A 25,266-nucleotide genomic window follows, 5' to 3' on the forward strand; every position below is an offset into this window, starting at 1 on the left:
CGGCGCGCGTTTGCGTTTTTACCGGGCCCTTTTCTACTGGACCGCGACCTTCACGCCATCACCCCTTGTCGGTTCTGGCAATACGGGTGCCAGGCTTGAGGTTGTCTCCGGTTCCGGCGCCGGCTCCAGGGTCAGCGTTTCGCCCGGAACATAGGTGCTGTAGTCCGGCACGCCGGTCTGGGTCTTTCTCGACAGCGCGTCGACGTAGTCCTCGATCATCGAGACGCCGTAGAGGGGCTTCTGCACACCGTTGTGGCAGGTTGCGCAGCTGACCTTGTAGACATCGCCGGCCGGCCCCTTGCGGCTGTCCGGGAATATGGGCGTCAGACCGACCAGATAGTCGTTGTTGAGGGCCCGCGACATGCGGATCCCGTGCCAGGCCGTCACCCGCTGCGGCGGGCTCTGGTCCCAGTCGTTGAAGGCGCGCGAGTTGTGGCAAGTCGTGCAGTTGGCGCCCAGGCTTTCAGACATGTGCATCATCAGCGACCAGGTGTTTTCCGTTTCCTTGGTGCCGGCCGGATTGGTTCCGGTCGGCAGAGCGGTGTTGGAATGGACGCGGATGGTCTTGTCGTCGAGGAGATAGTCCTCCAGGGCGTTTTGCGGCAGCGAGGACCCGCCGCCGAACTTCGCGACGACATTCTGCCCGGCCCGGTATCCGGCCATGCCGGGTGCGGGTTCCGGCGAGGTGTCGCGCGACCAGACATTGGCCGGGATCGCCTGTCCGCGGTGGCAGGTGTAGCAGGTCACGCCGACCTGTTGCACATGCGGCGTCCAGTCCTCGTTGATCGCCTGCGTCATCTGGATCATTCGCCTTGAGACGACCTTTTGATAGACGTCGTCGGTGGCGAAATTCTCGGCATTGTGACAGTAAGTGCAACCTTCTTCTGGGGCGACCCACTCGGTGATCGCCGCCATGAACTGGTTGAACTGGTCATCGGACAGGTGACCGAGAACCTGGACGTTCTCGTAGACGTCACCGGCCCGATCGCCTTCAGGATCGGCTTCCCAGGGGGCGGGCGGGACGACATTCGCCGCCTTGAGTGCCGCCTCGCTTTCCCGGTCCCTGGATTTGTACATGCCGGTTCCGCGATAGCCGATCTGCTCGGTGTCGACCGGGGGAAGATCCCAGTCCGTGCCGACGAAGCTCGCCACGGCAAGCAAGGCGCCTGCTCCAGCGGCCATAGGTAGCCAGAGGTTCATTGTCCGCCTCCTGTCATTGCCGGGTCGACAACGCCCGGATAGATGTCGGGGAGCGGCGCGACGATGCCGTGCTTGATGCCCCAAAGGTACCAGTTGTCGACGACCGTGCCGGTCAGCAGGATGCCGATTCCGCCGGTCAGCGGGGTCAGGACGGCGAACCACCAGGCCCAGCGGTGAACGGATTCCATCGTGGCGTTGAAGCCCATGGTCCAGCGCCAGAAGAGCGCGGCGCGCTCCGAGGCCGTTCCACGGTCGCTGATCTGCTCAAGCTCGCGCTCGCCGCCATAGCGGGTGACCGCCAGAATGGTCGCACCATGCATGGCGAACAGCAGGACCGAGCCATAGAGGAAGACGATCGAGAGGCAGTGGAACGGGTTGTAGTAGAGGTTGCCGTAACGGATCGAGAAGGACGCGGTCCAGTCGAGATGCGGAAAGATGCCGAAGGGGACGGCTTCCGCCCAGCTGCCCATCAGCACCGGCCGGATGAAGCCGAGCACCAGGAACAGCCAGATTGCCGCCGCGAAGGCCCAGCACACATGGGTGCCCATCTCAAGCTGGCGCGCCCTGCGGTACATGCGCACCCACCACAACAGGACGGACGTCGTGAGGAAGAAGCCGGCGATGATCCACCAGCCGCCTTCGCTGAGTGGGGGAATGATCTTCAGGCCGTATTTTGCAGGGGGCGGCTCGAGCGCCAGCCAGAACAGCTGGCGGACGAACTGGACCGGATCCCAGCCCACGGATGCCCACATGTTCAGGCCGATGATGAGAAAGGCGATGGCGCCGCAGGCGATCGAGACGGTTCCGAGAAACCCCAGGTAGATCGGCCCGATCTGCGCGTTGCCGAGGAGACCGGCCAGCCAGAGGTGGAAGGGCCTGCCGCTGCGGGGACTGTCCCCGGCAGGCAGCGGAATGCCTTCCTCAAGCGGGCCGCGCACCTGCGTCAGCGTAAAGATGTTTTGATACTGAGACATGGCGTGTTCCTCAGCTCCAGAAGGGAAGGTTGAGCCACCAGCTCCACCACTGCGGCCAGCCCTGGTTCCAGAACGGTCCGCTGATGACGATGCAAACGGCGCTCCAGAAACCGGCGTTCAGCGCCAGCACCAGACCAAGCCGGTGAATGCCGAGGGTGCCGATCGAATAGCCGATGGTGTCGCGGAAGAAGGTGTCCTCGTATTCCGGCGTCTTCATCTCTGCGCGTTTGGACGGGTCGGTCCGGTCGCGGCCGGGATTGGCGGCGGACAGGATCAGGCCACCGTGCAGAGACAGCGCAAGGGTCGTGGTGAAGAAGAATGTCACCGCGATCATGTGGGCCGGATTGTAATGGAAGTGCAGATACTGGTAGCCGACGTTCGACACCCAGTCGAGGTGTGAGAAAATCCCGTAGGGAAAGCCATGGCCCCAGGCGCCGAGGAGCAGGGGACGGAAAACCACCAGCGTCACATAGGCAAAGATGGCGAAACCGAAGGCGAAGGGCACGTGATAGCCGATGCCGAGCTTGCGGCAGATCTCGACTTCGCGCAGGGCCCAGGAGACGAAGGACCCGATGGCGCAGACCGTGATGATCTGCCAGAGGCCGCCCTCCTTGAGCGGCGCCAGCGCCAGACCGTAGCTGAGGTCCGGTGGCGCGATCGAAATGCGCCAGATGTTCCAGGTCGGGCCGATTGCGGCGCCGTAAACGACGAGCGCCGTGCCCGTAATGATGAAAAAGAGACCGACAACTCCGAAAAAACCGACGTAAAACGGCCCGACCCAAAAGTCGAACAGATCGCCGCCGATGAGGGTGCCGCCGCGCACGCGGTATTTGCGTTCGAAACTGAGCAACGCCATCGTCGTTCCTCCTGCTTGGTTTGATCCGTGCCAGCGGATAGCCCAGTGGATGTCAGGGAATTTCGGCGGCGGGCGGCGCGGTTTTCGCCGGTGTCGCCCGCCACCTTGTCGTAAGCGCGTTATCCGATCATTCGCACCGGCTCCACGCCATCCGTGACGGATTGTTCAATCGAGCTGGTCGTCGTGGACGAACCTTCCAGCCAGTTGAATCGATCCGTGCTGAGCAGGATGAAGTGGATGAGAATGGCCAGCGAGAACAGGAAGACGGCCAGTCCGACCATCACGCGACGCGGGTCGAACAGATACCAGATTCTCCACATAGCTTTTCTCCTATGCGAGGACGGGAAGGAGCGCGGAGACGGTTTCTGTCACGCCGTCAAGCGCGGCATAACCGTCGGGTCCGGGGATCCACGGGCGCCAAAGCCAGACCAGGATATGCGCGACGATCGCAACCGCCGTGAATCCCAAGAAGCCTTGGATGAAGTACTTGTGGATCTCCTGAGCTTCGCTCTCGGTAAGACCCGAAAGTGAGACGTTGTCAGGGCTAGCCATGAACGTCACCTCCTAGTCATGTAAGCCACGAAACCCCCGCGGCTGGGGTGCCAGGGCGGGCGCAGACCCGCTTCAGGCGATTGCCGGTTTTGGACGCCGGCAGGTGAGTGCTTACGCGATGAACGCGTAGCCAACCGCGGCATGCGCTGCGGATCTTGCCTCTGCGAAAACGCCTTCGCGGAGATGAGGGGTGGATGCCGGCCGCGACGCGAACAGACGCAGGGTCCGCTTTGCGATGCCGGCTCCGACACACAGGAAAAAAGCGAGGGCGACGAGCGCCTTGTATTCGAGCCGATCCCAGGGATCGGTCAGGCCCGAACCGTCGCAGCGGCGCTGGGTTCTCGTGATCATGCTCTTGCTCCTCCACTGGCGCGCCCGAAAGATGCCGGCGCGCGATGGGTTTCCGGCTAAATGGCCGGTTCGACGTCGCGCGGCGCTTTGGCGCCAGGCAAATGCTTCTGGTCAACGGTTTCCGCACCGGCAGCGCGCGCGGCCGCCTCGGCCATGTCGCGCAGTCGCTTTGCGGCTGAAATTCGAATGAGAACGGGTTCCGCCTCGACAAGGGCATCGAGGGTGGCGCGCGCGTCGTCGGTCCACGCCATCTCGCCTGCACGGCGGACCGGTGTCGGATCGACGGCGTCGAGCTCGCTCGACAGGGGCAGGATGTTGAACAGCGCGTCGAACAGCGCATTGCACACTTCCTGGATGACCCAGGTCGCGCCGGAATAGCCCATCACCGGCGTGCCGGTGTGCCGGCGGATGATCGCGCCGGGGAAAGAGACCGGGATGTAGATCGCCTTCGCTCCGGCTTCCGCCAGATACATGCGTTCGTTGTACGAGCCGAACATGACCAGCGGCGGCGTCGTGCGGATCTTCTCGCGGATGGCGGCATTGTCGGTCTTGGCACCGGCGCGCCGCTGCACGGAAAACACGCAGGGCAGGCCCATTTCGTCTTCCAGGAAATTGCGGATGCCGCGCTCGTAGGTCTCGCCCGCGACAACCGCGAAACTGGCCGTGCCGAAGAAGTCCTGGGTGACGGAACGCCACAGATCCCACATCGGCTTCAGCGTCGTGTGTTTCTCGCGTTCGATGAACGGATAGGGGTCGAGGCCGAGCATTTCGCCCAGCGTTTCCAGGAAGGCGGTTGTCGAATGGATGCCGATCGGCGCCTGCAGGTAGGGTCGGTCCAGCGCCTCGCACAGCAGACGCCCGAACTCGCGGTACATGCAGATGTTGACCTCGGCCTCTGTCAGGCGGCTGACGTCGGCCAGATGGCTGCCGAGCGGGAAGGTCATGCTGACCTCCGCGCCGATGCCCTCGACAAGGCGGACCACTTCGGCGAGATCCGATGGCTGATTGAAGGTGCCGTAGATCGGCCCGATGATGTTGACCTTGGGCTTGTCGCCGTCCTGGCGCGCCTTGGGCGGGCGCACACGGCCCTTTTTGGGGCCATATTCGGTCCACAGCCATTTCAGGGCACGGTCGGCGCTTTGCCACTGGTCCTCGTCGATGGTGCGCGGCAGGAAGCGCTGGACATTGCTTCCTTCGGGCGTGACGCCGCCGCCGATCATTTCGGCGATGGATCCGGTGACGACGACGGCGGGAAGATCGGGGTCGAGCACGCTGCGCGCGCGTTTCATCGCGCCTTCCGTGCCGTGCTGGCCAAGCTCGTCCTCACCCAGACCGGTGACGACGATGGGCAGCTCATGCGGCGGCAGCGCATCCGTGTAGTGCAGCACCGAGGTGACGGGCAGGTTCTCGCAGCCGACGGGACCGTCGATGATCACCTGCAGGCCCTTGATCGCGGTGAAGGCGTAGACGGAGCCCCAGTAGCCTCCGGCACGGTCGTGGTCGAGGATTAGCATCCCACTGCCTCCCCGGCGTCGACGGCGTTTTTGGACACGCGGGACTTGGCCGCGAACTTCTTGCGAAACGCCGGGCGCTCCACCGGCGTGTCGCGCCAGATGCCGGCGGTGTCGCCGGTGCCCACACCTTCGAAGAAGGCGGACATGCGGTCGAACCGCGGTTTGTTGGCAATCGCCGCATTGATCACCTGGGCGAGCGAGCCCGCACCCGCCGGGCCCATCAGCGGGCGGGCGGAAATCAGGTTTGTGAAATAGAGCGACGGAACCGAGGCTTCCTTGGCGGCCTGCACCACCGGCGTCGTGCCGATCACGAGATCCGGCTGGAATTCACGGAAGGCGGCAAGGTCCTGTTCCAGCGACGCCCGGTACTGGACCTCCACGCCCTGGGCCTCGAGCCATTGCGCGTCGGCCGCCGACCAGGGGGTCTTGGGGCAGGCGGTGCCCACGTAACGCAGGTCCGCACCCGATTCCACCAGCAGGCGGGCGACGATCAGCTCCGAGCCCTCATAGCCCGAAAGCGTGATGCGCCCGTTGATCCGGTTTTCCTCAAGCGCGCCGGCAATGGCGCCGCGCATGGCGTTGCGCACGCCGTCCCGGGCGTCTGGCGCGACGTTCAGCGTGTCGGCAATCGCCGACAGCCACGCGTCGGTGCCATCCAGCCCGACGGGAGCCGAGCCGACGACCGGGCGGCCCGCTTCCTGGAATTCGCGCACCGAGGCGGTGTAGAAGGGATGGATCGCGGCTACGACATCGCCGTCGAGCGCGGCATAGAGCTCGCGCCACTCGCGCACCGGAACGACCGGACCGGCGGCAAGGCCCATCGGGGCGAGCATGCGGCCGATGATCACCGGATCGGCGGGAAACACCTCGCCGAGCAGCGTCACTGTGGGGCGGTCTTCCACCCCGGCGCGCGGGGCCTGGACGGGACCGGAGAGGACCTCCTGCCGGGCGTATTTCAGCATCGCGGCGGAGAGCACGTCCTTGGCTTCCGCATGTGTCGGAATGCCGAAGCCCGGAACGTCGATGCCGACGATGCGCACGCCGTCGATTTCCTTCGGCAGCATCTGCAAGGGAACGCCGGAGGCGGTCGGCACGCACAGGCTGGTGACGATGACGGCGTCATAGTCTTCCGGCTTCGCAACCTCGCGCACCGCGTCGCGGATGTCCTCGTAGAGCTTGCCCGTCACCAGCGTTTCCGAGGAGAAGGGAACATAGCCGACCGAGCGTTTGGCACCGTAGAAATGCGAGGTGAAGGTCAGGCCGTAGACGCAGCAGGCGGAGCCGGAAAGGAGTGTCGCCACGCGGCGCATGCGCAGGCCCACACGCAGCGAGCCGAAGGCCGGACACATCGATTGCGGCTGGTCGTGCGGCCCCTTGGGGTAGTCGCGCTCGTAGCGGTCGAGCGTTTCGGACTTGCCCGCGGCCCGCGCGGCAGCCTTCATCGTGTCCGCGCCGGCATGACAGCCCAGGCCGTCGGTTTCGGCGATGGGAGCGCCTGGAGGCTCTGTCGTGTGGATGTCGTCGCTCATGGCCGCCTCACACCGTGTCGTAGATGACTTCGAGGGACCGCTTGTCGAGCGTCGACGCGGCGCACATGTCTTCCACGCTGGCCGGCTGGAGCGTGAAGTCTCCGCCGGTCTGTTCCGTATCGAAGAGGGCGATCAGATCGTCTTGCGACAGGGGGGCCGGCTGTACCGGCGGCGCGCTGTGCAGGTTGTCGGCGAGTTCCTGAAAGAGCGGTCCCCATTCGCCATCGGGATGGCCGATGATCTGGTAGTTCGCGCTCTTTCGGCGGATGTCTTCGTGCTGGGGAACCGAGGCGAGCACCGGGATGCCGACGCGTTCGGCAAAGGCATGCGCCTCGCCGGTGCCGTCGTCCTTGTTGACCACCATGCCGGCCAGGCCGACGTTGCCGCCAAGCTTGCGGAAATACTCCACCGCCGAGCAGACATTGTTGGCGACATAGAGCGACTGGAGATCGTTCGAGCCGACGACGACCACCTTCTGGCACATGTCGCGGGCGATCGGCAGGCCGAAGCCGCCGCACACCACGTCACCCAGGAAGTCGAGCAGGACATAGTCGAAGTCCCAGTCGTGAAAACCGAGTTTTTCCAGCGTCTCGAAGCCGTGAATGATGCCGCGTCCGCCGCAGCCGCGACCGACCTCCGGTCCGCCGAGCTCCATCGCGAAGACGCCGTCGCGCTTGAAGCAGACGTCGCCGATGGAGACTTCCTCGCCGGCTTCCTTCTTCTGGGAGGCGGTCGCAATGATCGTCGGGCAGGCGCGTCCGCCGAACAGCAGAGATGTCGTGTCGCTCTTGGGGTCGCAGCCGATCAGCAGCACCTTCTTGCCGAGTTGTGCCAGCATGTAGGAGAGGTTGGCGAGCGTGAAGCTCTTGCCGATCCCGCCCTTGCCGTAGATGGCGATGATCTGGGTGTCCTTGGTCGCCTCGCTGACCGGCAGCGGCGCCGGTTCCTGGGCGGCTTCCGCGCGAAGACGGGCGTCGTAGGTTTCGTTGCTGCTCGGATCGGCGTCGATCCTCGGCTCCATGCCTTCGGTCATCCGTTCCTCCTCCAGTCGAGAATCATTTTGGTGCAATGCGGGTCTCCGAATGCCGTTGCATAGGCTTTCGGCGCATCGCCTGCGTCGGCGCGGTGGCTGATCAGCCCGCCAAGCGACAGCCGTCCGCTGTCGACAAGGCCCATCACGGCTGTCAGGTCCGCCGGGGTAAATTCCGCGGCGATGAAAAGCCGGGCCTCGCGCATGAAGGCCGGCGGAAACGAGAAGCTGAGCGGCGCGGCGTAGAAGCCGGCCAGCGTGATCGTGCCGCCCTTGGAGAGGCGGGCGACAAGCGTGTCGAGGATCGTCGGGTCGCCGCTCACATCCATGATCGTGCTGTAGTCCGTGCGCGCGTCGTCCGCGCCATCGACCACCTCGACGGCTTCCGCCGTGTCGCGGCGTGCGGGATTGCGCTCCCATACCCGCGGTGCGGGATGTCCAAGGGCAATGGCGATGCGGGCGATGAGCCGGCCAAGCACGCCGAAGCCGACGATCAGCTCCGGCGGCGTCGCGTCGCGAAGGGTGAGCGCGTGATAGGCGGTTGCCGCGAGCGACAGCAGCACCGCGTCCTCGCCGAGCGATTCGGAGACGCGGATGGCGCGCGATCCGGGAAGGACCACGCGCGCCGCCGTCGCGCCGAACAGGCCGCGTGCGCCGTTGTAGCAATTGGCGCCGGGGACGAAGACCGTTTCATCTTGCGAAAAGCCGCTATCGGCACCGGCCGAAACCACCCGGCCAACCGACTCGTATCCCGGCACCAGCGGATACCCCATGCCGGGGAAGGGGGGCATCGTGCCGTCGAAGAACAGCTTCTCGGTGCCTGTGCTGATGCCGCTCCAGGAGACGTCAACGGCGATATCGTTCTCTTTCATGGGCGTCAGTTCGACGTCCTGAAGGCCGATGTCGTGCGGTCTGGTGAGCACAATCGCCGAGGTGAACATGTATCGCATTGGCCTGATCGAGATTGGGTCGTCAGGCTCTGCCTCCCTGAGTGTCATATTAAAACGACAAATATTAGTGTCAATTATTATTTACACTTATTTGCGAACTGTCAGGCTTGCTAGACATGCGCAACCAGCAGGCCGGCAAACAGCGGCATGCTGGTGCGTCGTTCCCGGATTCTGGAAAAGCCGGCTTGTTTGAGAAGGTCGCTCAGATGCTCGGGCGTCCGGCAGTGACCGGACCGCATCGCGAGAAAGTAGAATTCGAAATAGGCCGCCGCGAACCGTCGGTCGTCGTCGGTGCCGGCCATGGGTTCGGCGATCAGCAGCGTGTCCTGCGGTGTCATTGCGGCGCGAATGGCGCGCAGCAGGGAGAGAACCGCCGCATCCTCATGGTCGCACAGCACCCGCACGAGGCTCAGGCAGTCGGCGCCTGACGGAATCGGATTGTCGAAGAAGCTTCCGCCGAAGCAGCGCGTTCGTTCGCCCACGCCGCGCTCGCGCATTGCGGTTTCCGCCCGCACCGCAACCGCGGGAAGATCGAACAGCATCAGCTCCAGGTGGGGATTGGGTCTTGCGACCGAGGCAAGAAAGGTTCCGTCACCGCCGCCGATGTCGAGGAGCGTGCGGTGGCGGGAAAAGTCGTAGGCCCTCAGCACCTCGGTTGCGATCAGGTCCTGGCTGAGATGCATGAGATCGGAGTAGGCGGCGGCTGTTTGAGTGTCGACGCCTGCGCCGTCCTGCCGGCCGGCATAGGCCCAGAAGCTGGAGGTTTCGGTCTCGGTGGCGGAGCGCAGCAACGCCAGCGGGTCCGCCAGATCCCGGTAGACCATGGCATGATGGCGGATCATCGCGGCGATGCCGGGATTGCCGGCCACCACCGCACCCAGATCGTCAAGCCACCAGGTGCCGTCCTCAAGCTGTGTAACCAGCTTGAGGCCGCGTGCGGCGATCAGCAGGCGTGACAGGGCCGCGACAGGAAGGTCGATGGTGCGGGCGAGTGCCTCGGCGCTCTGGCCATCGTCTCTCAACGCTGACAGAAGTCCGGAGTCCAGACTGGCGAACAGGACCTGGGAGTAGAGAAAGCCGGCGTTGATGCGAAACAGGTCGCGCGCGTTACGCCGTGCGATCCATCTCAGTCCGGGAAGACTTGCCACCCGGTTTTGGAAGCTGGCGCTGGCGATCAACCGGTTGCGCCAGCCGCGCAGGCGCGCGGCGAACGATCGGGACGCGTGGGGTGAGCGGGGGTGTGTCGCGGGTGCTGCGGCGTCCATACGATCATGCCGCCGGTTCAAGCGGCGACGACATGGGCGAGGTTCTTCGGCACCAGCCGCTTCGCCTCTCCGAGGATCAGGTTCTTGAGGCCGTCCGATCCGGGGCAGTCGGGCACCGCATCAACGGCCGAATGGACCAGATCCTGCAGCTTCATCACGGTGCCGGACACTCCGTCGGCAAGAGCGGCATTCGGACGTCCGTTGGCAAGATCCTGACCGCAGGGCTTGCCGATCTCGGCCTCTTCCGCAGCGATGTCGCGCAGGTCGTCGGCGGTCTGGTAAGCCGCGCCGAGCGCTTCTCCGACCTGCATCCAGGGCTGGGGGTCGGCTCCGGCCGAAATCGCGCCCGCGGCGGTCGCGCCGGTGAACAGCGCCGTCGTCTTGGCGCGGTGATAATCGCCGAGCGGGATCTCGGTTTCGCTTTCCCACGCCTGACCGGCAACGATGCCATGCGGCGAGCCGACGGCGCGGGCGATCGTTGCCGTGAGCGGTGCCAGCAGATGCGGGCTCAACGCGCATTCGCGCGCGAGCGTCTCGAACGCCAGCACGATAAGTGCGTCGCCGCTCAGCAGCGACAGCGGTTCGCCATGCACCACATGGGTTGCCGGCTTGCCGCGCCGCAGGGCGGCGTTGTCGAAGCAGGGAAGGTCGTCGTGCACCAGCGAGGCGCAATGCAGCAGTTCGATGGCCGCTGCTGCCGCATCCGTCGCCGCCGGGTTCGGATCGCCGCAAGCGCCCGCGACGGCAAGGCACAGGCGCGGGCGCACGCGCGCTCCGCCGGGAAAGACAGAATAGCGCAGCGCGGCCATCAGCTTCGGCGGTTGCCCGGTTGAGGTGGCAAAGGCGATGGCCTTTTCCAGTCCTCGTTCGATGCGCTTGTGAATGTCCATCAACCCGCCTCCCGAAAGTCAATTTACAACGACAAACTTAAGTGTCAAATTAGATTGACACAAAATGAGGTGATGTCAATGCACGCGAATTGCCAATGACCGCCGCAGTGTGCCGCGAGCGTGTTGTCATTGTGGGGGCGGGGATTGCCGGGCTGTCGGCCGCGGTTTCGCTGGCGTCCGCCGGCCATGACGTTCATGTCGTGGAACGCGCCGCAGCGCCCGGCGGCAAGATGCGCCAGGTCGAGGTCGGCGGAACCCGGATCGATGCCGGGCCGACCGTCTTCACGATGAAATGGGCTTTCGACCGCCTGCTGGACCGCGCCGGCACGACGCTGGAGGACGAGGTCGGTCTGACCCGCGCCGGCACGCTTGCGCGCCATGGCTGGGGAGACGGCAGCCGCCTGGATCTTTTCGCCGATCCGGATGCGAGCGCGGCTGCAATCGAGGATTTCGCCGGTGCGCAAGAGGCCGGTGGCTACCGCCGCTTTTGCAAGGACAGTGCCGCCGTCTACGCGACGTTAAAGGATACCTATATTGCGGCTGAACGCCCGGACCCTGTCACGCTTGCCCGCCGCGTGGGGATGGGCAACTTGTCGCAAATGCTCGCGCTCAAGCCGTTTTCCACCCTCTGGTCGGCCCTTGGCGACTATTTTCGCGATCCGCGCCTGCGCCAGTTGTTCGCCCGCTATGCGACCTATTGCGGGTCCTCGCCGTTTCAGGCGCCGGCGACCCTTATGCTCGTCGCCCATGTCGAGCAGGACGGTGTCTGGCTGATCGACAGCGGCATGCATGCCCTGGCGCGCGCGCTTGCAGACGTTGCGAAGCGACATGGCGCACGGATCGACTATGGCCGTGTGGTGACGCGGATCGAGGTGGACGGCAGCGGCGTTGCGGCGGTGCATCTGGCCGACAAGGAAAGGATTCCTGCCGACGCGGTGATCTTCAACGGTGACTATTCCGCGCTTGCCTCCGGCCTCGTTGCCGGAGTCCGGTTGCGCCAGGCGCCGGTGAAACCGGCGGAGCGGTCCCTGTCCGCGATCACCTGGGCGGTGAAGGCGAAGCTGCACGGATTTCCGCTGGCCCGCCACACGGTGCTTTTTTCCGACGCCTACAAGCGGGAGTTTGACGAGATCTTCCGAAAGGGGCGGGTTCCCGACGACCCCACCGTCTATCTCTGCGCACAGGGGCGCGACGACACTGGCGCCCGTGTTGCGGACACGGAGTCCGATCCGCGCGACGCGTTCCTGTGCCTGATCAACGCGCCGGCGCTTGGCGACCGGGCGCCCCACACGAGCAGCGAGATCGCGACATGTCTGGACGCAACCCTGACGCGGATGGCTCGCTGCGGCCTGTCCCTCGACAGCGCGACGATGGAGAGCGTGGCGACGACGCCGGCGGATTTCGAGCGGATGTTCCCGGGAACGGGGGGCGCGCTCTACGGCAGGGCATCGCACGGCTGGATGGCGTCGTTTCAGCGTCCGGGCGCGCGCACGCGAATCCCGGGACTTTATCTGGCCGGCGGCAGCGTTCATCCGGGGCCGGGGGTGCCGATGGCGTCGCTTTCCGGGCAACTGGCGGCGGCGAGCCTGGTCGCGGACCGCGGTTCGACGCGCCGGTTCCACCCGGCGGCTATCTCTGGTGGTACCTCGACGGACTGAGCGCGTGCGGGCGCCACGCGGTGACCGTGATCGCCTTCGTCGGATCTGTGTTTTCCCCCTATTACGCCTGGGCGGGACGGCGCGATCCGGAGAATCACGTCGCCGTCAATGTCGCGCTCTATTCCGCCGATCGTCCGCGCTGGGCGATGACGGAGCGCAACCGTACGGCCCTCGCTCGCTCATCGCTGTCGTTTCGGGTCGGTCCGAGCCACCTGCGGTGGGACGACGACGGCGGGCTGACACTCGACTTCGATGAGGTCGCATTACCGTTTCCGGGCGCGGGATGGCTGCCGGGTCGCATTCGCGGCACGATTCGTCTCGTGCCCAGGGTTGTGACGGGCACGGTCTTTGATGTTGACGACAGGGGCGCGCATCGCTGGTGGCCGATTGCGCCGGCCGCCGAAATCGACGTCGCCCTGGTGCAGGGAGGGCCGTCCTGGCGCGGCCATGGGTATCTCGACAGCAACTGGGGTGCCGAGCCGCTGGAAACCGGCTTTCGGCGCTGGGACTGGGCACGTGGACGCCTGGGCGACGGCCGCACCGCGATTCTCTACGATGCGTCCTGCCGCTCGGGGGCGCGGCGCGAACTGGCGCTCTGCATCGGATCAGACGGAGCGATCGAACGCCGTGCGTTGCCAGAGCCAAGGTCGCTTGGGCGCGGAACCTGGGGGGTGGAGCGCTATATGCACGCCGACGCGGACGGGGACCCCCGTCTTGTCCGCGCGCTGGAGGACGGGCCGTTCTACACCAGGGCCATCGTGGAAAGCCGGATCTGGGGCGAGCCGGTGACGGCGATGCACGAGACGTTTTCCGGAGATCGCTTCGCCCGCCCGCTCGTCAAGATGATGCTGCCGTTCCGCATGCCCCGTCGAAGCGGCCGGTCTTTGCGCCCGGCCGAGTGACGGCAGCTCAGTCGAGCGTTTTTTTCTTCCGCGCGTTTTCATCGTCGCGGGCCTTGCGGGCCTTCATGTCGCGCTTGAGACTGCGCAATTGCCAGACGCCGAAGGCCCCGACGGCAAGGGCGGTGAGCACAAGCTCCACCAGGCCGAGATAGTTGCCCATCTGTTCAGCTCCGCCCGCGCGCGGCTGACATCAGCGCGCGTTCCCGCCGCTCCGTGGTGGCGAGAAGGTCCAGCACCCGTCCGAACTTCTCGTCGAAGCCGCGCGGTTCCGGGACCGATTCCGGGCAACTGCACGCCTCGACCAGATGCAGCACGCTCTCGTGCGGCGCCAGGCCGAGCGCGTTTGCGGACGGGAACGGCGTCGCGGCCGCGAAAAGCAGCAGGCGAACCTTGGCGGCGCGGCTGGTGACCGCGCGCCGGGTGATGCTGTCATGTCCGTTTTCGGCAATCGCCCGCCCGATGTCGCGGTAGATCAGGCCGGCGCTGCGAATTGCCGGCCGGCAGTCGAGCGGCAGGCCGCCGATGCCGGCACGCGCGCGGGCATAATGCGCATCGGCCGCCGACAGAAGCCGCGCCACCACCCGCGCCAGGGCAGGCGAGGGGCGTGGATCGCGGATGAGGGTGTCCGCCGACAGGCCCTCTTCCGCCAGCCAGTCGCGCGGCAGATAGACCCGGCCGTTGCAGGCGTCCTCGCCGACATCGCGGGCGATGTTGGTGTATTGCATCGCGATCCCGAGATCGGCGGCGCGCGCCAGCACGTTGCGGTCGCGCACACCCATGATCAGCGTCATCATAAGCCCGACGGTCGAGGCGACGCGGGCGGCATAGGCGGCAAGCTCGTCGAGCGTGCGATAGACCCGTCCGTCCTCGTCCCAGGCAAATCCCTCGATCATCGCGTCCGGCAGGTTGCGCGGAATACGGTGCGCGGAGACAACGGAGGCAAAGGCCCGGTCGCACAGGTGATCCTGGGGCGCGCCGCGATAGATCGCGTCGAGGCGCCGCGTCAGCATGTCGGTGGCGCGCCCCGATGTGGAGCCGGCGTCGACCAGGTCGTCGGTGGAGCGGCAGAACGCATAAAGCGCCCGCGCCGGCAGCCGAACCCGTTGTGGCAGGAGCAGCGAGGCGGCGTGGAAGGACTTCGACCCGCATCTGATCGCTTTTTGACAGGCGACGTGCTCGGCCGCATCCAGGAGAATGGGTTCAGGCGAATTCACGGGCATGCGGCACCACCTTGTCGAGAATTTTCGCGGAAGCGACGACGCCGGGAAGGCCGGCTCCGGGGTGCGTGCCCGCGCCCACCAGATAAAGGCCGTCGACGGCTTCGCTTGCGTTGTGCGGACGAAACCACGCCAGTTGCGTCAGCCTGGGTTCCATCCCGAAGGCTGCCCCCTTGTGCGCCAGCAAGCGGGTTTGGAAATCGAGCGGGGTCATCACCCGCGAGGTGACGAGTGCGTCGCCCAGACCGGGCAGCATCGTGCGCTCCAGATGGGCCTCGATTCGGGCGCGGTAGGGCTCTGCCGCCTGGCGCCAGTCCGTCGCGCCGTCGAGGTTGGGAACCGGCGAGAGCACGTAGAAGGTGTCGCAGCCCTCCGGCGCCACGCTTGGATCGGTCGCGCTCGGGCGATGCAGGTAGAGGCTGAAGTCGTCGGCCAGGATCTTGCGGTCGAAGATATCGGCGAGAAGCCCGTCGTAGCGCGGCCCCATCATCACCGTGTGATGGCCGACCTCCGGATACTGCCGATCCGTTCCGAAGTACCAAACGAACAGGCTCATCGAATAGGCCATTCGTCCGAGCTTGCGGGTGCTCCAGCGTCCGCGCGCCGAGGCCGGCAAGAGCTTGCCATAGGTCCAGGCGGCATCCGCGTTGGAGACGACGATATCCGCCTCGATCTGCTCATCATCGGCAAGCCGCACGCCGTTGGCCCGGCCGTTGTCGACAAGGATTTGCGTCACATCGGCGTTCATGCGAAAGGCGACGCCCTGGCTTTCGGCGAGATCGGCCATGCCTCTGACCAACGCGCCGGTGCCGCCATTCGCGTAATGCACGCCATAGGTCTGCTCGAGGTAGGAGATCAGGCTCATCAGCGAGCTGGTGCGCATCGGGTTGCCGCCGATGAATAGCGGATGGAAGCTCAGCGCCATCCGCAGCTTGTCGTTGCGCACATGCTTTGAAACCAGTGCGTGCACGGATCTTTCGGCCCGGCGCAAGACGAGATCCGGCAAGGCCTTCGCCATGCTCGCGAGCGAGGGGAAGGGCCGGTCGACCATCTTCTCGAAGCCAATGTGAAAACAGGCCTTGCTCTCCTTCAGGAACGCATCGTAGCCGGCAAGGTCGGCGGGACTGAAGCGTTCCACCTCAGCACGCATGGCTGCCGTATCGCCGTAGCAGCGAAACGCGTCGCCGTCGTCGAAGCGGATCGTGTAGCAGGGCGTCAGCTCGCGCAGCGTCACATGATCGCTCATGCGCTGGCCGCAAAGCGTCCAGAGCTCCTCGAAAAGAAAGGGCGCGGTCAGGATCGTCGGTCCGGCATCGAAGGTGAAACCGTCCTGGCGAAACACGCTCGCCCGCCCGCCTGGCGCATCAAGCCGGTCGACGACCGTCACGCGATATCCGCGAACGCTCAGTCGGATCGCCGCCGCCAGACCGCCAACGCCGGCGCCGATCACGACGGCATGCGCCCGGCTGTCGTCACCTGTGATCGCTGGAACCGGAGTTGGGTGAATGGTCATCTTGTCCTGCCGGTGCAAACCGTTGAAGGGGTGGGGAGGGCGATCGGTCTAGGCACTGCGACGATCCTTGGATTCGGGCGAAGCCCTGCTGAAACAGCGTTCTTCGATGAGTGTCGCGATTTTGTCCGGCTCGGCCTCATGCAGCAGGTGTCCGCCGGTTGCGAAACGGATGCAGGTCGCGCTGCGTGCGCGAGCCGCTGCCCGCGTCGAGACAGATGCCGGAACCATGGGATCGTCGTCGGCGGCGATCAGGACCAGTTCGCGATCAAGCGAGGGCAGGGCAGCTTGAAGCGGCGCGAGATCCCAGTGCGCCATCATGCCGAGCGCGGCACGCACGTGTCTTCGGCTGGCGAACAGGCGCGCGTAGCATCTTGCGCCATCCGTGCCGATCTCCGAACCCGTTGCCCGTCGCAACATGGCATCGGTTCCCCCAAGGGTCGCCCGCCAGGCGAGCAGCCTTGGAGTAAGCGGATTGAGGAACAACACCCGCGCCAGCGGCTGAAACAGAGCATTGCCCTGGATCGGTTCAAGGGCGGCGTTCAGTCCGAAGATCTGCGCCGGCGCGACGCCGCCGAGTTGCGCCATGCGGATCAGCACGGCCGCGCCGGCGGAATGTCCGGCGGCGGCGAGCGGCATGATGTCGAGATGGCGCAGCAGACCGGAGATCGCGTCGGCCATGCCCCCGGGCGTCAGGGACTGCGTGTCGCGCGCTTCGGTGAAGCCGTGGCCGGGCAGATCGAAGGCGATCACGCGAAAGCGGGCAGCCAGCCGGGGCATGAGATCGCGGAAGGAGTGGGTCGAGGCTGCTGTGCCATGCACCAGAACGATGGCGGGTGCATGCGGATCGCCCATCTCCTGAATGTGCCAGAGGATGCGCCGGGTTCGCACGAACCGGCTGGCGTCGCTGTTTGGCCAGTCGTGGCCGTCGCGGCTCCAGTCGAGGTCCTGACTTTGTGTGAAGCCGGCCATTGTCGTCAGTCGCCCCGCATGTAGGTTGAGACGAGGCTCGATACGGAGGCGGCGTCGGCACGCGGCAGCGCCCGATAGTCCGCCTTCATCGTTTCGGCCAGCGTGCGCGCGCCGTCGCGCGAGCGCCGGCCAATGTCGATCACCAGTGTCTTGAAGCCAAGCATGGCGCCCTGTCTGGCAAGCCGGGCGGCTTCGTCCTGGGCGATGGCGCGATCCGCGCTGCCGTCGAGAGCGATGTTTCCGCGCCCGTCGGTGAAGAGAACGATCAGTGGCGTTTGCCCCTTGCGTCGGATCTGCACCGCCAGTTCGAGGCTGCGCCGCATTCCGTCGGCCAACGGCGTGGGACCGCCGCCGGGCAAGCCGGTGAGGCTGCGTTTAGCCCGCACCAGGGAGCGTGTCGGCTCCAGAAGGAGCTCCGCCTCACGTCCGCGAAAGGCGATCAGCGCGATCTGGTCGCGCCGCACGTAACAATCGGCGAGCAACAGTTCGATCGCCCCCTTCGCCTCGCCCAGCCGGTCGAAGGCGGTCGAGCCGGAGGCATCGACCGCGAAGATCGCCGTGGTTTCGGTCCGATGCCGACGGCGCAGGTAGCGGAAGTCGGAGGAGGCGACATGAATGGGGCGGGTCGTGCCGTCGCCCGTTGCCTCATGTGCTCTGCGTCTCAGGTGCTGCCAGGGAGCCGCCGCGCGCAGGGTCGCGGCAACATTCGGCCGCAGTCCGGCGGTCGACGGACGGCTGGTGACGCCGATCGTCCGGCCGCGCGCGCTGCCGTGTTGTTCCGCGCCGGATTTCCCCGCCCCGCCACCGGTCTTCAATGCATCCGCGCCGATGGCCAGCAGCGAAGGGTCGAGCTTTTGCGCGGCAAGAACCGCGATCAGCATGTCCTGCAGGTCAGCCGGGTCGATCTCGGGCTCGCCGCCAGCGTCGGGTGTGTCGTCTGCGTTTTCGCCAGACTCCGCTGCGGGTGGCTCGACGTGTCGATCCGAGGTGTTGGCCTGCGGATCAGGTTGTGGCTCCGTATGTTCCGTTTCCGCCTCGTCGGTGTCTTGCGCCTGCGGGGCAAGTCCGAACACCAGCCGCAGCGCCGTTGCCGCGTGGCTGGCTTCAGCGCGCGGAGAACCGTCAAGCGCGGCCACGATCCGCGTGACGCGGGTGAGCGCCAGCGCTCGCCTCATAGAACGGGTGGCCGTGGCATCGGCGGCGGCGACAAGCGCCTCGAGCAGGGCATCGGAAAGAACGACCTTGCGCCAGTCGGCAGCGGAGGGCGGACATGTGTTCACGGGATCGGCGTCCGCCGTGTCGCCAAGCGAGAGATCTTCCAGCGGAAGGCGCAGGCACAACCTGTCGGCGATGGCGAGCGGCAGGCCTTCTTCCGCGTCTGCGCCTTCGTCGAGAGCGACGAGCGCAAGCCGCGCCGGTTGGCCGGGTCCGCTGCGCCCGGTATCGAGTGCTCCGGCCAGGATTCCGGCAACTGTCGCCTCTGTGCGTTCGGCCATGGCGAGCACAAGCAAGCCGCCATGCGCGCGAGACAGCACGCCGGTGGTGTGAACCGGTCGACCCTGGCTCAGGGTCTCGGAGAGATCGAGGCCGCCGTCGAGCGCATCGGCTGTCACCGTTGCAGCGACGCGCTGGACCGGTGAACCGGGAGATTGCATGAGCTTGAGCGCGGCGAGCCAGCGATCCAGGACCGGACCGCAGCGGGCGCGCACATGGATACCGCCAAGTGCCGCTCCGCCCACTGTCAGCACCCTGGCGGCAAGCAACGCATCCGCCCAGCGTGCGTTTGCGGGGCCGGGCAAGGCCGCGGTGCCGGCGGCTGTGCATGCGGCGTCAGGCATGGCCTGCCACTCCGAAGGAGACCTCGTCCACGGCGCGTTCCACCCGTGCGGCCGATCCGGCTTCGTCGAGCGGATCGCGGCGCAGACGATGACGAAGCGCCATCGGCGCAACGGCGACGACGTCGGCGGTTCCCGGTTCGTGCTTTCCGGCGAACGCAGCGCGCGCGCGGGCGGCGCGGATCAGCGTCAGTTCGCCGCGCAACCCGTCCACCCCGAGACGAAGGCACAGTGTTGCGGCCAGTTCGAGCACCGGGGTCGGCGTTTCCATTTTTTGAAGCATCGCTGCGGATTTTCGGATGCGCGCGGTGATCTTCCCATCGCGCGCCGCCCAATCCTCGACGAATTCTTTCGGGTTTCGGTCATACCGCTCGCGGCGGCGGATCACCTCGACGCGCTGCTGAATGTCGCGCGGGGCAGACACGTCGAGCGACAGGCCGAAGCGGTCGAGCAACTGGGGACGCAATTCGCCCTCTTCCGGATTGCCGCTGCCGACGAGAACGAACCGGGCGGGATGGCGAACGCTCAGGCCTTCGCGCTCGACGACATTCGTTCCGGACGCGGCAACGTCGAGCAGCAGGTCGACCAGGTGGTCTTCCAGGAGATTGACCTCATCGATATAGAGAAACCCTCGATTGGCGCGCGCCAGCAATCCCGGTTCGAAGGCCTTTTCCCCGGTCGTCAGGGCTTTTTCCAGGTCGAGCGTGCCGCAGACACGGTCTTCGGTTGCTCCGAGCGGGAGGTCGACCACGGGCGTACGGCGCTTTTCGATCGCCGGCCGCTTCGTTTTCACGCCCGGCCGCGCCGTACCGCTGCACACGGGACAGATGTCCGAAGGACGGGCTGGATCGCAGTTGAAGGCGCAGCCGACACGGGCCTTGATGTCGGGCAGAAGTGCCGCAAGCGCACGCACGGCCGTCGATTTCCCCGTTCCGCGGTCGCCGAACACGAGAACACCGCCAAGTGACGGATCGACGGCGGCCAAAAGCAGAGCGTCCTTCAGTTCATCCTGTCCCACGATGGCGGAGAAGGGAAATGGCGGGGACATGCGGTTTCTCCCGAGGAATGTAAACTTGAGATTACGAGATACTGTCAATTAGATTAGACACTTTCTTTGCAAATGCAATTGGGCTTGGCAAACTTGTGTGAGCGGCGACGCCCCCGGATCGGGAGGATCCGTGCCGGCGTGTGTGAAGTCCGAGTGTAATTTATGATTGACATATTAAGTGTAAAAACAAGTTTACAAATTGGAAAGTGCGGTTGAAGATACGGGCAACGGCTTGCAGCGTGGCAACCGCCGTCCGGATACTCAGTTTCGGGGGTTGTGGTTGCACGGAGAGATCGACACCTGGACGACACGGCGCATCGCGCGGGCCAGGTTGCACAAGAGGGATCCATCATGGTCACCGGAACCGACATCAACGCACCGACCCCGTTGCTTGATCGGGTGTCCTCACCGGACGATCTCAAGAGGTTGAGTGATGGCGAGTTGACGGCTCTGGCGCGCGAACTGCGCCGCGAAACGATCAACTCCGTCGCGCGCACCGGCGGGCATCTGGGATCGAGCCTCGGGGTCGTCGAACTGACGGTGGCCATCCATGCCGTTTTCGACACGCCGCACGACAAACTGATCTGGGATGTCAGCCATCAGTGCTACCCTCACAAAATCCTCACCGGGCGACGGGACCGGATGCATACCTTGCGTCAGGAAGGCGGCCTCAGCGGCTTCACCAAGCGCAGCGAGAGCGCCTATGATCCGTTCGGCGCGGCACATTCCTCCACGTCGATATCCGCGGGCCTCGGCTTTGCGACGGCGCGCGATCTCGGCGCCGATGTCGGCGATGTGATCTGCGTGGTTGGCGACGGCGCCATGTCCGCCGGCATGGCCTATGAGGCGATGAACAATGCCGGCGCGGCCGGCAAGCGCATGATCGTCATCCTGAACGACAACGACATGTCGATCGCGCCGCCCGTGGGCGCCTTGTCCACTTATCTGACGGGCCTGTGCGCTCGCCGCCCGGTCAAGGATTTCAAGGCCCTGGTGAAACAGGCGGCGTCGCAGTTGCCGGCTCCGTTTCGAGAGGGAGCGGAGCGTGCCCGTCACCTCGCCAAGGGGCTGATGTCCGGCTACACAATGTTCGATCATCTGGGTCTTTGCTACGTCGGCCCGGTCGACGGGCACGACGTGAAGGATCTTCTGCGCATCCTGCGGACCTTGCGCGACAATGCCGACGGTCCGGTGCTCCTTCATGCGGTCACCAAGAAGGGGGCCGGCTATCGTCCGGCCGAAACCGCCCGGGACAAGTATCACGGCGTCTCCAAGTTCGATCCCGCAACCGGCAAGCAGGCGGCGTCAAAGCCGGCGCCGCCAAGCTTCACGAAGGTGTTCGGAACCAGTCTGGTGGCGGAGGCCGCGCGCGACGAGCGCATTGTCGCGATCACCGCTGCCATGCCGGGGGGCACGGGCATCGATCTGTTTTCCAAGGCCTATCCGGAACGCGCATTCGATGTCGGTATTGCCGAACAGCATGCCGTGACATTTGCGGCCGGTCTCGCTGCCAGCGGCATGCGTCCGTTCTGCGCGATCTACTCCACCTTCCTTCAGCGCGGCTACGACCAGATCGTTCATGACGTCGCCTTGCAGGGGTTGCCGGTGCGTTTCGCCATCGATCGCGCCGGGCTCGTGGGTGCGGACGGTCCGACCCATGCCGGAGCGTTCGATATCGGCTACCTTGTCAATCTCCCGGGGTTCACGGTGATGGCGCCGGCCGACGAGGCGGAGCTGATGGACATGGTGGCCACCGCCGCCCGGCACGACGAGGGGCCGATCGCCTTTCGCTACCCGCGCGGGTCGGGCACGGGCGTCTCGCTTCCGAAGACCGGCCTTCCGCTTGCCATCGGCAAGGGGCGGATCGTCAAGGAAGGCCGCACGGTCGCGCTGCTTTCTTTCGGGGCGCGACTGGAGCAGTGCCTCATCGCCGCAAAGCGCCTGGACCAGCGAGGGCTGTCAACGACGGTTGCCGACGCGCGGTTTGCCAAGCCGCTCGACCTTGATCTGATCAGGGATCTTGTCGCCGAGCATGATGTGCTCGTCACCATCGAGGAAGGCGCCGGCGGTGGCTTCGGCGCCATGGTGCTCCAGGCTCTGGCAGAGGAAGGCGCTCTTGACGGACGCATCGCGGTGCGTAGCATGACATTGCCGGATGATTTCATTGCCCATGCATCGCCCGAGGCAATGTATGAGGCGGCTGGACTGAACGCCCGCCACATCGTCTGCAAGGCCCTGGATGCCGTCGCTCGCGCGAGTGGGCCCGAGTTTACACGTGATCACAGATTAATCTCGATACTTTGAACGTATTCCCTCGTGATTCGGACTTTTCCCAGCGGGAAACAAAGAGCGGCTATCTGTTCCGATTCCAAACTTGTGCGCACTGCTTTTTGAGCACAGGATTTGGGCGGAGGATGTTTTATTGAGCATTTGTCCTCCCTGGGAGGAGCAATGGCCGAGTACCCGATTTCTTCGGACGGCCGTGATGCAATTGCCTGTAAAACCATTGAGACGGGCGGAAAGTCTGCAGGTGGGGCGGCGGATCGTCGGCAACAAGACAGTCGCAAAGAACATAATGGCGACAATTCACGGCTCTTGAGAAGAGCCATTGAAGGAACTGTGACTGCGGAGATGATCCGGCGCAATTCTGGATCTGCCGACCCTGCGTCGGTTGTCGCGGCATTGTCGGATCCGTCCAGCGGTATCGACGGAACCTGGGCACCCGTTGTCTCGTCCCTGATCCGCGCGGTTTTTTCCGAACAGGAAATCCGGCTTGATGTGATCATCAAAGAGATTCTGGAGCGGGACCGACCGTTTCTGGAGGTCTATAGCCAGGTCCTGATGCCTCTTTGCGTTTGCGTGCGCGGACGATGGTCGCGTGACGAGGCCACATTTGTCGAAATTACGCTTGCGTCCGGACGGATCGCGCTGGCCTTCAACAGCATCTCCCAGGCCTATGTCGAGCGGCATCTCATGCTTGAGGAGAGTGATGCCCTGCATCCGGGCGATACCGAGGCCCGGTTGTTGCTGGCGCGCATGCCCGGCGACAATCATGCGCTTGGACTGCAGATTGTCGAGACGGTATTCCGGCAATCGGGATGGCAGGTCAGATGTGGCGGCGATGGCGGAGACCTTGACGGCTGTTTCCTGGATCTGCGGCACAGCCACTTTGACGTTTTCGGCCTGTCTGTCGGAATAACCTCGATCGTCGGTGACGTCGCAGTCGCCATCGAACGCGCCCGCGCCGCGTCCGCCAATTCCGGCTTGCATGTGTGTATCGGAGGTGCCGGTGTGCTCGCGGCTCCGGATGCCTTTACGGGAATTGGTGCGGACTTCTTTGCCACCGACGCGCTGGAAGGTGTGGCACTCGCCAACAGGGCGATCGGCTTCAACGCACCGGATGGCATCTGGGGGGCGCACCCTAGGATGTCGCGGCCAGGCCGGCGAAAGTCGCCGAGCGTGGAAAGGGTCGCGGCCATGAGTGCGAGGTTGGTTCAATTGGCCAAGAGGTCTTCGGGTCTCACGAGATGGGCGTAATTGCCCGTATATCTGCCCGTTATGGCGTCAGCAATCAGGGTGGTTTGTTCTAAGTCATTGGAAAGGTTGGTCGGAGTGGCAGGATTTGAACCTGCGACCCCCTCGTCCCGAACGGGTGGTCGACCGGAAAAGCGGCGAAGAATGGCGGTTTTCTTTAGCCCGACCGGCGTCCGTGTTCTTCTGATGTTCGCGGGTTTCTGTCAGGTTTCTGTCGGGGTGGTTTTGAGGCGATCTTGTTCCGCGCCTGTTCCTGAAAGCCGGGCGCGTGGTGACGATAGACGCGCTCGAATGTCTCCACGCTCATGCCGACATAGTCCGCGCCTTCGACAAACGGAACGCCGGCGCGTGCCAGCCACGTCGCCGCTGTGTGGCGCAGCGTGTGCGGGACAACATCCTCTTCAAAACCGGCTGCGGCGCGAACCGCACGGAACGCCTTGTTGATCTTCGTCACCGGCTTTCCATTCCATTCGACGACATGGGTTCCTGAAATGCCGAGGCGCTCCCATCGTCGCAAATGCGCCAAGAGACGATCCGGAAGCGCGACAGGAGGCTGGCGTTTTTTCGTTTCCCGCTCCCCCGGAGGGCGACGGTGGAAGAGCCCGGCGCCCAGGTCGATGTATCCGCAGCCGATTGTCGGACGGATAGCGGCGCCGCAAACCGCGCCCGCGCGCGTGCCGGTGTAAAGTGCAACAAGAATGAAGCGCGCTACATGCTTGGCAATGGCCCGTTCGGTCGGGTGACCCTTGTACTTCTGACGAAGCCGCCATGCGGCCCAGATCAGTCTTGCCGCCTCGCTTCGCTCCAGCCACCTCTCGCGGCTGGAGGGCTTTGGGGGGAGGACGACAGGGATCAGTCTGTCAACATGACCTTCCCTGAAGAAATGATGGAACGCAGCTCGCAAATCCTCGAGCTCGCGGCGCGCAGAACTCTCTACCCCGCGGGCACTGACATAAGCCCTGCAGGCCGATCCATTGACGTCGGCCATGCATTGCTCGCCAAAGTGATCGAGAAGGTTTTGAAGCCGCGCGGCGGTCTCGGTCGGGCGGGCATGTGCCGGCGCAATTTCCTCGGAATAGGCAGCGATCGCGTCGGCAATCGGTATCAGGTCCGCGCGGTTATTGCGGTGATGGCTCGGGTCATGCTTTTCGGCGAGGTAGTCCGCGAGTGCTCTTTCAGCCTCTCCACGCTCCTCCTCGCGGAAGCCAGTGCTACGTTTCCGGCTACCGTCCCGGATGACCCAGACGCTGTGCTCCTCGATGTTCCCGTTTCGTGAGCGGCGGGCGGGCTGGAGCCATAGTCTGGCGCCTTTGCTTGGACGCGGCATCTTTGTCTCCATTCCCGGATGTCGGTTGGCGTGACAGTGTAGCCTCGCCCAATGCGCTCGGCGGACAGTTTGCCGTCGCGGATTGCCGCACGCAACGTTGCAACCGCCACCAGTCCGCGCAAGAGGTACGCACTCGCTTCATGAAGCGTGAG

Annotated in this window: 23 protein-coding genes; 4 read left to right on the forward strand and 19 right to left on the reverse strand. The window is 65.1% G+C overall.

The features are described 5' to 3' along the window. Window positions 1-33: 33 nt before the first annotated feature. The 12 genes from pufC to BLU32_RS03785 form a co-directional block, all read right to left on the reverse strand. Window positions 34-1,200, reverse strand: a complete 1,167-nt coding sequence (gene pufC / locus BLU32_RS03730) for a photosynthetic reaction center cytochrome PufC (RefSeq protein ID WP_093805049.1) — start codon at window positions 1,198-1,200, stop codon at window positions 34-36. After that, the gene (pufM, locus tag BLU32_RS03735; protein WP_093805050.1) at window positions 1,197-2,174 is read right to left on the reverse strand and encodes a photosynthetic reaction center subunit M; all 978 of its coding nucleotides are present in this window, start codon (window positions 2,172-2,174) and stop codon (window positions 1,197-1,199) included. The genes pufC and pufM overlap by 4 nt, the downstream gene beginning before the upstream one ends. 10 nt (window positions 2,175-2,184) lie before the next feature. Then, a complete protein-coding gene (pufL, locus tag BLU32_RS03740; RefSeq protein WP_093805051.1) occupies window positions 2,185-3,030 on the reverse strand; it encodes a photosynthetic reaction center subunit L in 846 nt (281 codons plus the stop codon). 119 nt (window positions 3,031-3,149) lie between these two features. Next, window positions 3,150-3,350, reverse strand: a complete 201-nt coding sequence (pufA, locus tag BLU32_RS03745; protein ID WP_093805052.1) for a light-harvesting antenna LH1, alpha subunit — start codon at window positions 3,348-3,350, stop codon at window positions 3,150-3,152. Window positions 3,351-3,360: 10 nt separating this feature from the next. Continuing rightward, on the reverse strand, window positions 3,361-3,582 hold the full coding sequence (gene pufB, locus BLU32_RS03750) for a light-harvesting antenna LH1, beta subunit (RefSeq protein WP_093805053.1): 222 nt from the start codon (window positions 3,580-3,582) through the stop codon (window positions 3,361-3,363). A gap of 111 nt (window positions 3,583-3,693) precedes the next feature. Further along, complete coding sequence (locus tag BLU32_RS03755; RefSeq protein WP_093805054.1) at window positions 3,694-3,933, reverse strand: hypothetical protein; 240 nt, start codon at window positions 3,931-3,933, stop codon at window positions 3,694-3,696. Between the two features lie 56 nt (window positions 3,934-3,989). Then, complete coding sequence (gene bchZ / locus BLU32_RS03760) at window positions 3,990-5,447, reverse strand: chlorophyllide a reductase subunit Z (protein ID WP_093805055.1); 1,458 nt, start codon at window positions 5,445-5,447, stop codon at window positions 3,990-3,992. Beyond that, entirely contained in the window at window positions 5,441-6,976 is a 1,536-nt protein-coding gene (gene bchY, locus BLU32_RS03765) for a chlorophyllide a reductase subunit Y (protein ID WP_093805056.1), read from the reverse strand. The genes bchZ and bchY overlap by 7 nt, the downstream gene beginning before the upstream one ends. A 7-nt stretch (window positions 6,977-6,983) precedes the next feature. Beyond that, entirely contained in the window at window positions 6,984-7,997 is a 1,014-nt protein-coding gene (locus tag BLU32_RS03770) for a chlorophyllide a reductase iron protein subunit X (protein WP_093810539.1), read from the reverse strand. Between the two features lie 8 nt (window positions 7,998-8,005). Further along, the gene (gene bchC, locus BLU32_RS03775; protein ID WP_093805057.1) at window positions 8,006-8,947 is read right to left on the reverse strand and encodes a chlorophyll synthesis pathway protein BchC; all 942 of its coding nucleotides are present in this window, start codon (window positions 8,945-8,947) and stop codon (window positions 8,006-8,008) included. Between the two features lie 119 nt (window positions 8,948-9,066). After that, window positions 9,067-10,221, reverse strand: a complete 1,155-nt coding sequence (locus tag BLU32_RS03780) for a methyltransferase (protein WP_093805058.1) — start codon at window positions 10,219-10,221, stop codon at window positions 9,067-9,069. A gap of 17 nt (window positions 10,222-10,238) precedes the next feature. Then, window positions 10,239-11,111, reverse strand: coding sequence for a polyprenyl synthetase family protein (locus BLU32_RS03785; RefSeq protein ID WP_093805059.1), 873 nt, complete (start codon window positions 11,109-11,111; stop codon window positions 10,239-10,241). Window positions 11,112-11,206: 95 nt separating this feature from the next. On the opposite strand from BLU32_RS03785, the gene crtD reads away from it, so the two are divergent. Both crtD and BLU32_RS03795 read left to right on the forward strand, forming a co-directional pair. Beyond that, complete coding sequence (gene crtD, locus BLU32_RS03790) at window positions 11,207-12,769, forward strand: 1-hydroxycarotenoid 3,4-desaturase CrtD (protein WP_093805060.1); 1,563 nt, start codon at window positions 11,207-11,209, stop codon at window positions 12,767-12,769. 20 nt (window positions 12,770-12,789) lie between these two features. Further along, entirely contained in the window at window positions 12,790-13,671 is an 882-nt protein-coding gene (locus tag BLU32_RS03795; protein ID WP_371326955.1) for a carotenoid 1,2-hydratase, read from the forward strand. A gap of 7 nt (window positions 13,672-13,678) precedes the next feature. Here BLU32_RS03795 and BLU32_RS21580 read toward each other — a convergent pair whose 3' ends face one another. From BLU32_RS21580 to bchI, 6 genes are read right to left on the reverse strand one after another with little or no spacing between them, the layout of a single operon-like run. Next, window positions 13,679-13,831: a hypothetical protein gene (locus BLU32_RS21580; protein ID WP_157727477.1), complete on the reverse strand. Its 153-nt coding sequence runs from the start codon at window positions 13,829-13,831 to the stop codon at window positions 13,679-13,681. A gap of 4 nt (window positions 13,832-13,835) precedes the next feature. After that, entirely contained in the window at window positions 13,836-14,891 is a 1,056-nt protein-coding gene (locus tag BLU32_RS03800) for a phytoene/squalene synthase family protein (RefSeq protein WP_093805061.1), read from the reverse strand. Continuing rightward, window positions 14,872-16,401 (reverse strand): phytoene desaturase, encoded by a 1,530-nt coding sequence (locus BLU32_RS03805; RefSeq protein WP_093805062.1) that lies wholly within the window; start codon window positions 16,399-16,401, stop codon window positions 14,872-14,874. The genes BLU32_RS03800 and BLU32_RS03805 overlap by 20 nt, the downstream gene beginning before the upstream one ends. A gap of 48 nt (window positions 16,402-16,449) precedes the next feature. After that, window positions 16,450-17,370, reverse strand: a complete 921-nt coding sequence (bchO, locus tag BLU32_RS03810) for an alpha/beta fold hydrolase BchO (protein ID WP_093805063.1) — start codon at window positions 17,368-17,370, stop codon at window positions 16,450-16,452. A 5-nt stretch (window positions 17,371-17,375) separates the two neighbouring features. Beyond that, window positions 17,376-19,208 carry a VWA domain-containing protein gene (locus BLU32_RS03815; RefSeq protein WP_093805064.1) on the reverse strand — a complete coding sequence of 611 codons (1,833 nt, stop codon included), beginning with the start codon at window positions 19,206-19,208 and terminating at the stop codon, window positions 17,376-17,378. Continuing rightward, a complete protein-coding gene (bchI, locus tag BLU32_RS03820) occupies window positions 19,201-20,253 on the reverse strand; it encodes a magnesium chelatase ATPase subunit I (protein WP_093805065.1) in 1,053 nt (350 codons plus the stop codon). The genes BLU32_RS03815 and bchI overlap by 8 nt, the downstream gene beginning before the upstream one ends. A 351-nt stretch (window positions 20,254-20,604) precedes the next feature. Between bchI and dxs the strand changes: the two genes are divergently transcribed. Further along, entirely contained in the window at window positions 20,605-22,557 is a 1,953-nt protein-coding gene (gene dxs / locus BLU32_RS03825; protein WP_093805066.1) for a 1-deoxy-D-xylulose-5-phosphate synthase, read from the forward strand. Between the two features lie 147 nt (window positions 22,558-22,704). Further along, window positions 22,705-23,790 carry a B12-binding domain-containing protein gene (locus BLU32_RS03830; protein WP_093805067.1) on the forward strand — a complete coding sequence of 362 codons (1,086 nt, stop codon included), beginning with the start codon at window positions 22,705-22,707 and terminating at the stop codon, window positions 23,788-23,790. A 154-nt stretch (window positions 23,791-23,944) separates the two neighbouring features. Here the strand turns inward: BLU32_RS03830 and BLU32_RS03835 are convergent, their stop codons facing one another. Then, window positions 23,945-25,126, reverse strand: coding sequence for a tyrosine-type recombinase/integrase (locus BLU32_RS03835; protein ID WP_197673691.1), 1,182 nt, complete (start codon window positions 25,124-25,126; stop codon window positions 23,945-23,947). Between the last annotated feature and the right edge of the window lie 140 nt (window positions 25,127-25,266).

Source organism: Stappia sp. ES.058 (assembly GCF_900105595.1).
In the GTDB taxonomy this organism is placed as follows: domain Bacteria; phylum Pseudomonadota; class Alphaproteobacteria; order Rhizobiales; family Stappiaceae; genus Stappia.

Coding starts and splice junctions, on each gene's coding strand:
- BLU32_RS03805 (WP_093805062.1), bottom strand. CDS start 16,401: ATGACCATTCACCCAACTCCGGTTCCAGCGATCACAGGTGACGACAGC.
- pufL (WP_093805051.1), bottom strand. CDS start 3,030: ATGGCGTTGCTCAGTTTCGAACGCAAATACCGCGTGCGCGGCGGCACC.
- bchZ (WP_093805055.1), bottom strand. CDS start 5,447: ATGCTAATCCTCGACCACGACCGTGCCGGAGGCTACTGGGGCTCCGTC.
- bchY (WP_093805056.1), bottom strand. CDS start 6,976: ATGAGCGACGACATCCACACGACAGAGCCTCCAGGCGCTCCCATCGCC.
- bchC (WP_093805057.1), bottom strand. CDS start 8,947: ATGTTCACCTCGGCGATTGTGCTCACCAGACCGCACGACATCGGCCTT.
- bchO (WP_093805063.1), bottom strand. CDS start 17,370: ATGGCCGGCTTCACACAAAGTCAGGACCTCGACTGGAGCCGCGACGGC.
- BLU32_RS03815 (WP_093805064.1), bottom strand. CDS start 19,208: ATGCCTGACGCCGCATGCACAGCCGCCGGCACCGCGGCCTTGCCCGGC.
- crtD (WP_093805060.1), top strand. CDS start 11,207: ATGACCGCCGCAGTGTGCCGCGAGCGTGTTGTCATTGTGGGGGCGGGG.
- BLU32_RS21580 (WP_157727477.1), bottom strand. CDS start 13,831: ATGGGCAACTATCTCGGCCTGGTGGAGCTTGTGCTCACCGCCCTTGCC.
- pufM (WP_093805050.1), bottom strand. CDS start 2,174: ATGTCTCAGTATCAAAACATCTTTACGCTGACGCAGGTGCGCGGCCCG.
- pufB (WP_093805053.1), bottom strand. CDS start 3,582: ATGGCTAGCCCTGACAACGTCTCACTTTCGGGTCTTACCGAGAGCGAA.
- dxs (WP_093805066.1), top strand. CDS start 20,605: ATGGTCACCGGAACCGACATCAACGCACCGACCCCGTTGCTTGATCGG.
- bchI (WP_093805065.1), bottom strand. CDS start 20,253: ATGTCCCCGCCATTTCCCTTCTCCGCCATCGTGGGACAGGATGAACTG.
- BLU32_RS03755 (WP_093805054.1), bottom strand. CDS start 3,933: ATGATCACGAGAACCCAGCGCCGCTGCGACGGTTCGGGCCTGACCGAT.
- pufA (WP_093805052.1), bottom strand. CDS start 3,350: ATGTGGAGAATCTGGTATCTGTTCGACCCGCGTCGCGTGATGGTCGGA.
- BLU32_RS03780 (WP_093805058.1), bottom strand. CDS start 10,221: ATGGACGCCGCAGCACCCGCGACACACCCCCGCTCACCCCACGCGTCC.
- BLU32_RS03785 (WP_093805059.1), bottom strand. CDS start 11,111: ATGGACATTCACAAGCGCATCGAACGAGGACTGGAAAAGGCCATCGCC.
- BLU32_RS03770 (WP_093810539.1), bottom strand. CDS start 7,997: ATGGAGCCGAGGATCGACGCCGATCCGAGCAGCAACGAAACCTACGAC.
- BLU32_RS03835 (WP_197673691.1), bottom strand. CDS start 25,126: ATGGAGACAAAGATGCCGCGTCCAAGCAAAGGCGCCAGACTATGGCTC.
- pufC (WP_093805049.1), bottom strand. CDS start 1,200: ATGAACCTCTGGCTACCTATGGCCGCTGGAGCAGGCGCCTTGCTTGCC.
- BLU32_RS03800 (WP_093805061.1), bottom strand. CDS start 14,891: ATGCCCGTGAATTCGCCTGAACCCATTCTCCTGGATGCGGCCGAGCAC.
- BLU32_RS03830 (WP_093805067.1), top strand. CDS start 22,705: ATGGCCGAGTACCCGATTTCTTCGGACGGCCGTGATGCAATTGCCTGT.